This window comes from Lactobacillus gallinarum DSM 10532 = JCM 2011, from assembly GCF_001434975.1.
In the GTDB taxonomy this organism is placed as follows: domain Bacteria; phylum Bacillota; class Bacilli; order Lactobacillales; family Lactobacillaceae; genus Lactobacillus; species Lactobacillus gallinarum.
On the sequence record NZ_AZEL01000044.1, the window covers coordinates 116,988 to 123,895 of the forward strand.

Consider the following 6,908-nt stretch of genomic DNA (forward strand, 5'->3'; position numbering starts at 1 on the left):
TCCGAAATATTAGCAGTCTATTTTTAATTTTCATCGCTATCTTTATTACCTAAATTTGCAGCTTTCCATAAATCATATGTGCTACTCCAATTGCCCAAGAACATAATATTAGCAATAATTTTATATGCTATATCATACCAATCTTTAATTAAAGCAGTATCATCTTCTGTTAACTGCTCACCATTATGTGTAATTTCTGATCTGAGGTCATATGCTCTCTTAATATTTCTAGTTTCAAGATTTATTTGGCTATCATTACAAATTAGACTAATAGTAGAAACTAGTTGATCTTCAATAGAAGTGGATAATGTATCTTTCCAAAGATCCTCTTTTTTTAATTTACTTTCCAATTTATCAGGATCTTGTTCTAACATAGTTTCAAGCGAAATCATAATTTGTAAAAACTGCTTTGTCAGATTAGAGTTAACTATTCCATCACCGATCCAATCAATCGCTCTTGCACCTTGCTTTTGAAGTGATGTAAGTTTATCAGATTCTGTAGCAATTAAAGGAATTATTGGCATCCACTGTTTATCAAAATTCATAGTTGCATGGGGTCTCTTGTCGGGATCAATACCCGTTGATGCGCTCCAGTCACCTTCCAAAATTCCAGGAGTCTGTTTGTTATAAAAATGTCCATTTTTCTTTGTAATCTGATAAAGTCCATCTTCTTGAATAATGTGTTGACTTAGTTCTAATATCTGACTAGGTCTATGATTAAAGCCATTCAGAAAATTAATAATATTATTTACATTATTAGCAATATTCAAAGCATGATAATAACCTTTATCACTCTTTCCAGTATCAATTACAGATACTCCTAATAAAATATCTTCAGGTTGAACTAAAGTCTTAATTTTAGGATTTTCTTCTGCTTTTAAGTTTAAATTTTCTGGGATTTTCTTTAGAAATTCACGACCACTAATAATAATGATGTTAGGGCCCAAATTTATTTTTTCTTGATATTCAAAATTAAATAATCTAAAGAAATAAACCCTATAATCCGGAATTTTAATTTTCTCAATAAAATCGTTTATTGTATTCAAATCATACGATTCATCACTTGCAACAATACCTACAATAAAATCACTAACCTTAGATGATATTTGATCAATATCATATTCAACCTTTTCAGCATTAAATACTAACTGAATATTGTCTAAAAGACTAACAAACTTTTTATGTACAGCTTTTGTAATAAACACATAATTGCCAACAAATTTAAGTGCATGTAAGTTATTTTTTAAATCCTTCCTTATATCTCTTGCTACCTCGTATTCTCCCGAATCTATTCTCTGACAATATTGAATATTTTCCCTCCTCATTTGACCAATAATTCGTTTAATTTGTTTTGCCAAATTAGGAAGATTTCTTGTATTAGTCATTACTAGATATCCTTTCTTAACGAAAGAGCCTTTGGTTTTTACGACTAAGAGCTTTTACTTAAAAAGATAATTTTTACCTTACATTCTTAAACCATCTAGCATCGTTTCTTAAAATTGCCCAATAATGTCCACCACGTTTAATCTGCCATGCATAGTGAGTGCCAGGTGAACGAAGTTTCAAATACGTACCTTTCTTAATAGGTGTCTTATGAATAAATTTCATTTGATACATTGCAGCACCGCGAGGCACATATGGCTTATATCTATAAACTTTCTCAGTTGTTTTTACAGTATGCCACTTTTCAGAATACTTGCTCACAGCTTGGATATTCTGAGCAGTTGAAACACTAAAACTAGCAAAGGTTAAACTAATCAATGCCAGTAACATTGTTATTTTATTCATATACTCTCTTCTCCTTTACTCCCAATACAAGCTTATTATATAAGAGAAAATTCAGTATGACCTAAAATGTTATTAACTCATCAAAAAAGCCCTTAGTTTTTCCAGCTAAGAGCTTCTACTTTATTCAAATATTGAGGATGATGGGAATTGAACCCATATCTTGCTTATTAATATTAAATAAGCCTGTCTTCCCTGTTAGACGACTGATCCTCAAAACAACCTCCACTTACGTGGAGAAATTTTAACGTATTACAAAGTGTACCTTCTTCAAATAGGATCACCTCCACACATGTGGAGAAAAATTTTATCATCAATCCTATCAGTGCAACCAAATGTTCGTATTAATTATACCAATTTAAGCCAAACTAAAAAAGCCCCAAACGGGACTTTCTTCACACATCTAATCTCTCAAAGCACGATTGCCAATATCATGGCGGTAGAAGCAATCTGGCAGATCAAGCTTGCTCAAATATGAATAAACATTATCTTGCGCCTGGACCAAATTGTCAGCTTCCGAAATCACCATAAACAGGCGGCCGCCATCACCTGTCAGATTATCCAAATCACCTTTCACGTTGGCATAATCGATATAGGTATTAGTACCTTCAGGCAACTTGCCGATCTTCACATTAGGAGCCGGATGCGTTGGATAGCCTTTGCTGCAGACAACTACGCCTAACACTGACTGATCGTTTTCTTCAATTTCAGGCAATTTTTCATGATTTACTGCTGCGTCAATCAGTTCCGCAAAGTCATTTTTAACTCGAGGCAAGACAACTTGAGTTTCAGGATCACCTAAGCGAACGTTATATTCAATGACCTTTGGACCACCTTCCGTCATCATCAAGCCAATATACAAAACGCCGCAGTAGTGGTAATCGCCTTGAACTAAACCATTCATCGTGGGCTTCACGATCTCGTGGATCATTCTTTGACGATCTTCTTTTTTCAGTTGTGGCAAAGGAGAATATGATCCCATGCCACCAGTGTTTGGACCCTTGTCGCCATCGCCAACTCGCTTATGATCTTGCGCCATTGGCAAAATAGTGAACTGATCTTCAGAAACAACCACAAACATTGAATATTCAGGACCAACCAGACATTCTTCAAGGACCACAGCAGTTTGACCACCAGCAAACATTTCCTTAATCGTTTCTTGAGCAACAGCCTCATTTTGAGCAATGGTTACGCCTTTACCACCAGCTAAACCATCTTCTTTGATCACCACTGGATAATCGAAGTTCTTCAAACCTGCAATACAAGTTTCAGCACTGGCATAAGTTTCATAGCGAGCCGTTGGGATGTTGTATTTACTCATGAATCGCAAAGCATAATCTTTTGAGCCTTCTAATTGTGCCGCTCTTTGGTTAGGGCCGAAAATCTTTTGTCCTGCCTTTTCAAATTTATCAGTAATGCCAGCACAAAGACATTTTCTGGACCAACAAATGTCCAATCGACCTTTTTATTTTTACCACCATCACGTGCAATAAACTCACGGATCAATTCAGTACTATCACCCGAACCATAGCCACCTTCAGAAAGGAATGGTGCAATCTCCTTGTTAGAAAACTCGCCGTCATATTCAAGTAGGAATGCCCTCATTGGTTGACTTAAAGTCATTGCCCAGGTCTGATAGCCTAAGTAAATTGTGTCATATTGACTCAAATCGGGTAACTGCATTTCAAGCTCTGGTGAATCGTTTTTAATTCTTTTACAGTTAGCGCGATTGAGCGTTTTACGGTAATTTGCTGGATAAGGATTTCTTAAAGTAATTTCTAAAATATCAGCACCGGTTTCGCGCGCAATTTTACTTGCGAGCAACTTAGTTGAACCGGAACACGACCAAAAGATAATGATGCTTTTGGCATCTTTAGTTAATTTTCTAACTGGTTGACCATCGGATGGAGTGCCATAACCATTCTCCCAATCATAGCCACGTCTTTCTAATTGATTTGCGCGAATATCTTCACCATTAATTTGTCCAGCAACTGAACCTAAATCTGAATAAGTACGACCAAACATAATTTTCTTTCCCCTCTTGTTCTCAATTGTTACTACAAGTATAAGGCGAGCAAGAGAGTGTGAAAATTACTTAATGTTGATGCTGGTATACGTTAAAAGTATAAAAAAGCTCAATCCTCATTTGAGAATTGAGCTAATTTTTATTCATCTTTCTTATCGTCGCTTGCATCCCACACCTTTTTCAAAGCGGGAACCTTACCCAAGTCAGTCATTTCATCCTTGCCAACCACGATTAAGTTGTTAGGACCTTGAGCTAATTGGTTGAAGCTGTCTAGACTCTGGTTTCTGAAGTATCCTTCGCCGGCCTTTGACAAGGCTTCTTGCATCTTTTGTACACGATAAGCATCGGCATCAGCCTGCGTCTTAACAGCTTCAGCGTTGGCCTTAGCAGTAGCAACCAAAGCATCGTTCTTAGCCTTAGTGGTCATTTCAATGGTACGAGCTTCACCTTCGGCCTTAGCAATTGCGGCAGTCTTTTCACGGTCGGCAGTAAGTTGTTTGTCCATGGCACGTTGAATTTCAGCACTTGGTAAAAGTTCATCAACGTTGACACGAACGACCTTGATACCGTAGATATCAGTCAGGTCACCAGTTGCAGTGAAAAGTTGATCGTTAATTTCCTTAGTTGAGCCAAGGGCTGCGTTCAAATCCATACGACCAATAATGTCACGCAAGTGACCACGGATTAATTGCACCATTGATTCAACTGAGTCGGTGTTGTTGTAGAAGTAACGGTATGAATCAGTGACCAAGTAGTTCAAAGTTAAACTAGTAGAAATTTCAGCGTTATCTTTGGTAATAATTGAGTACTTAGAAATCTCAAGTGGTTGAAGTGCTAATGGAACTTTGCGAATTCTTTGGAAAAGTGGCCAGACAAAGATAAATCCAGCTTTTACTGTCTTAGAATACTTACCCAAGGTTTCAACCAAACCTTCATTATTTTGTGGAACAATTCTAAAACCAAAACAAACATACACAATAACTAAAACAACAATAATGCCAATAATAATTCTTACCATCATAATTTTTACCTCAAAACTTAGTTGTCTTTCTTTTCATTCTTTTCCGCATCAAGCCTCTTGGCGACATCTCCAAGCAAATCTTCCCTTCCGGTCAATGTGTTCAGGCGCTCGTCAAGCAGTTTGGCGTATTCATATTTATTCATTTGATCCAAATTATCCCATGCATTTGGAATCTCTACTCTGAAAGGAATACCATTATGAAGAATAATCTGATCATAGAACATGTTAATTGCCGTAGCTGAATTTAACCCCAGCTTTTTCAGAATAGCTTCTGCCTTTTCCTTCTTTTCTGGATTCATTCTGACATAAAGTCCTGTTGTTTTTTCTGCCATAATTTTTACTCCTTTCTGAATTTGATACTATTATATATCGTTTGCATATAAATTGCATATATTTTTGTAAAATATTTCATTTTGAATTAATCGATCTTAATAGCTAAAAATAGGTTTGGTTTTCAGAGTATACTTATATTTATAGAAAGTGAAAATGAAGGAAACAACAATAAAAACTAACAGAAATTCAAAGATTAAGAAAAACAAGTCTAACTTTTGGGATATTCTTCCTCAAATCAATAACAAAGAAAAAAGACAAGAAATTGAAGGGTTAGGTTATAATCCTTCCGAACAACGTGCTGTTGGTAAAGAAAGAATTACTGATAAAAAGTGCTGATAGTCTTCATAAGCAAAGACACATCAGCACTTTTTTACTTGGTTAAATTTTTATTATTCTACAAATCAGTAATATGGAAAATTTGGTTTTCCAAAGTTCTTAACTTATATTCTCCACCCTTAATGTACTTTTGGTGGTAAGCCACAGTTAAGTAAATATCATTTGCGGCATTAACATGGATACTTTCCATTTCACTGTAACGATCTGGTAAATCAATACCATCAACCATAGCTACTTGCCAGTTATCACTGTTTGTTTCACCCCATGGGAACTTAACAATCTTACGTGACCAAGTAGTTACTTCACCAGTTTCATGGTTAATCTTTGGTGACAATTGGTTAGAAATATAGATATTCTTGTCATCATCAATAGCATAGCCTTGAACTGAATCAATCATTTGTGGCATTTCTTCATCTGGAGCAACACTTGGATTATCGAAGTTGTAGATGTGGAAAGCACTCAAGCAATGTAAATCAGTGATTGGCGTGTTCTTAGTGCCATTTTCATTCAACTTTTGGTTTACTTCATTTAAGTCAAACAAACCAAAGTGACCTGAACCATCATCCCAAATTGAAGCAATCATGAAGTACTTGCCATTTGGTGAAACTGAAGCTTCTACTCTGTGCAAGTGATCATGACCATCATAAGGAACGTCGGTTACGTGATTCAAGTGTGACAAACGTGGAAGTTGTGTATTTGAAGTATATCTTTCTGGTAAAAGTCTTGGGTACTTTACTCGTGCAATTTGAGTAGTCCAGTTGCCTGAATTTGGTTTAGCACCTACGAAATATTCATCCTTATCATTAGCTGGTACCCAGGTTTGCGTGTGGCCAAAGCCCATCATTACTAAGTGTGGATCAGTATAATCGATGTTCTTGGTTAAACCTTCATGTTTTCTATAAACCAACACATCATGTGCACTGTGAAGAAGTTGCAAGGCAAAAACATGATCACCATTTACTACACCAACTTGCGCTACAACATGGTGCATCCCATTCAAGCGATAAACCAAATGAGGTGTAATACTTTTAACCATTCTTATTTATCTTCTTTCTTTATATCTATTCATTTTCACTTATACACAAATTATATCCTACCATCAAAAAATAGATTGACTTTATGCCGATAACTTCCAATAATTAGAGTAAATTTTTCTTGGAGGGAAAATTATGAAAAGAAGAACAACACTTTTATTGTCGAGTGCAGTAACCATTACGGCATTATTTAGCTTCAACTCAAAAGTTCAAGCTACGGCTGATCCTACGATCAAGGCAACAAATTACAACATGATCGTGAAGTTGGACACTCGCAAGAATCAATTAACAGAAAAAGTTACCATGCACGTTGTTAATAACGGCAATGAACCTGGTCAACTACCCTAGACTGAAGTCTAGGGCTTAGTGGCTC

At 36.0% G+C, this 6,908-nt stretch carries 7 protein-coding genes and 2 pseudogenes; 2 read left to right on the top strand and 7 right to left on the bottom strand.

Translation table 11 applies throughout. From position 1 onward, the window contains the following. Positions 1 to 23 precede the first annotated feature (23 nt). The 6 genes and pseudogenes from FC37_RS05540 to FC37_RS05560 form a co-directional block, all read right to left on the bottom strand. Complete coding sequence (locus FC37_RS05540; RefSeq protein ID WP_006351623.1) at positions 24 to 1,385, bottom strand: HEPN domain-containing protein; 1,362 nt, start codon at positions 1,383 to 1,385, stop codon at positions 24 to 26. A 73-nt stretch (positions 1,386 to 1,458) separates the two neighbouring features. Continuing rightward, complete coding sequence (locus FC37_RS05545) at positions 1,459 to 1,788, bottom strand: hypothetical protein (protein ID WP_025005300.1); 330 nt, start codon at positions 1,786 to 1,788, stop codon at positions 1,459 to 1,461. A gap of 132 nt (positions 1,789 to 1,920) precedes the next feature. Beyond that, positions 1,921 to 2,000: pseudogene (locus tag FC37_RS10305) on the bottom strand. A gap of 188 nt (positions 2,001 to 2,188) precedes the next feature. After that, positions 2,189 to 3,810, bottom strand: a pseudogene (purD, locus tag FC37_RS05550) (phosphoribosylamine--glycine ligase). Between the two features lie 140 nt (positions 3,811 to 3,950). Further along, on the bottom strand, positions 3,951 to 4,832 hold the full coding sequence (locus tag FC37_RS05555) for an SPFH domain-containing protein (protein WP_025005299.1): 882 nt from the start codon (positions 4,830 to 4,832) through the stop codon (positions 3,951 to 3,953). Between the two features lie 17 nt (positions 4,833 to 4,849). Then, positions 4,850 to 5,164 carry a type II toxin-antitoxin system RelB/DinJ family antitoxin gene (locus FC37_RS05560; RefSeq protein ID WP_025005298.1) on the bottom strand — a complete coding sequence of 105 codons (315 nt, stop codon included), beginning with the start codon at positions 5,162 to 5,164 and terminating at the stop codon, positions 4,850 to 4,852. A 154-nt stretch (positions 5,165 to 5,318) separates the two neighbouring features. Here FC37_RS05560 and FC37_RS05565 point away from each other — a divergent pair, with 154 nt between their 5' ends. Continuing rightward, on the top strand, positions 5,319 to 5,501 hold the full coding sequence (locus FC37_RS05565) for a hypothetical protein (protein ID WP_035434121.1): 183 nt from the start codon (positions 5,319 to 5,321) through the stop codon (positions 5,499 to 5,501). Between the two features lie 58 nt (positions 5,502 to 5,559). Here the strand turns inward: FC37_RS05565 and FC37_RS05570 are convergent, their stop codons facing one another. Beyond that, the gene (locus tag FC37_RS05570) at positions 5,560 to 6,537 is read right to left on the bottom strand and encodes a class III bacteriocin (RefSeq protein WP_025005297.1); all 978 of its coding nucleotides are present in this window, start codon (positions 6,535 to 6,537) and stop codon (positions 5,560 to 5,562) included. 133 nt (positions 6,538 to 6,670) lie between these two features. Between FC37_RS05570 and FC37_RS05575 the strand changes: the two genes are divergently transcribed. Further along, positions 6,671 to 6,883, top strand: a complete 213-nt coding sequence (locus FC37_RS05575) for a hypothetical protein (protein WP_025005296.1) — start codon at positions 6,671 to 6,673, stop codon at positions 6,881 to 6,883. Positions 6,884 to 6,908: the final 25 nt, after the last annotated feature.

Coding starts and splice junctions, on each gene's coding strand:
- FC37_RS05540 (WP_006351623.1), bottom strand. CDS start 1,385: ATGACTAATACAAGAAATCTTCCTAATTTGGCAAAACAAATTAAACGA.
- FC37_RS05545 (WP_025005300.1), bottom strand. CDS start 1,788: ATGAATAAAATAACAATGTTACTGGCATTGATTAGTTTAACCTTTGCT.
- FC37_RS05555 (WP_025005299.1), bottom strand. CDS start 4,832: ATGATGGTAAGAATTATTATTGGCATTATTGTTGTTTTAGTTATTGTG.
- FC37_RS05560 (WP_025005298.1), bottom strand. CDS start 5,164: ATGGCAGAAAAAACAACAGGACTTTATGTCAGAATGAATCCAGAAAAG.
- FC37_RS05565 (WP_035434121.1), top strand. CDS start 5,319: ATGAAGGAAACAACAATAAAAACTAACAGAAATTCAAAGATTAAGAAA.
- FC37_RS05570 (WP_025005297.1), bottom strand. CDS start 6,537: ATGGTTAAAAGTATTACACCTCATTTGGTTTATCGCTTGAATGGGATG.
- FC37_RS05575 (WP_025005296.1), top strand. CDS start 6,671: ATGAAAAGAAGAACAACACTTTTATTGTCGAGTGCAGTAACCATTACG.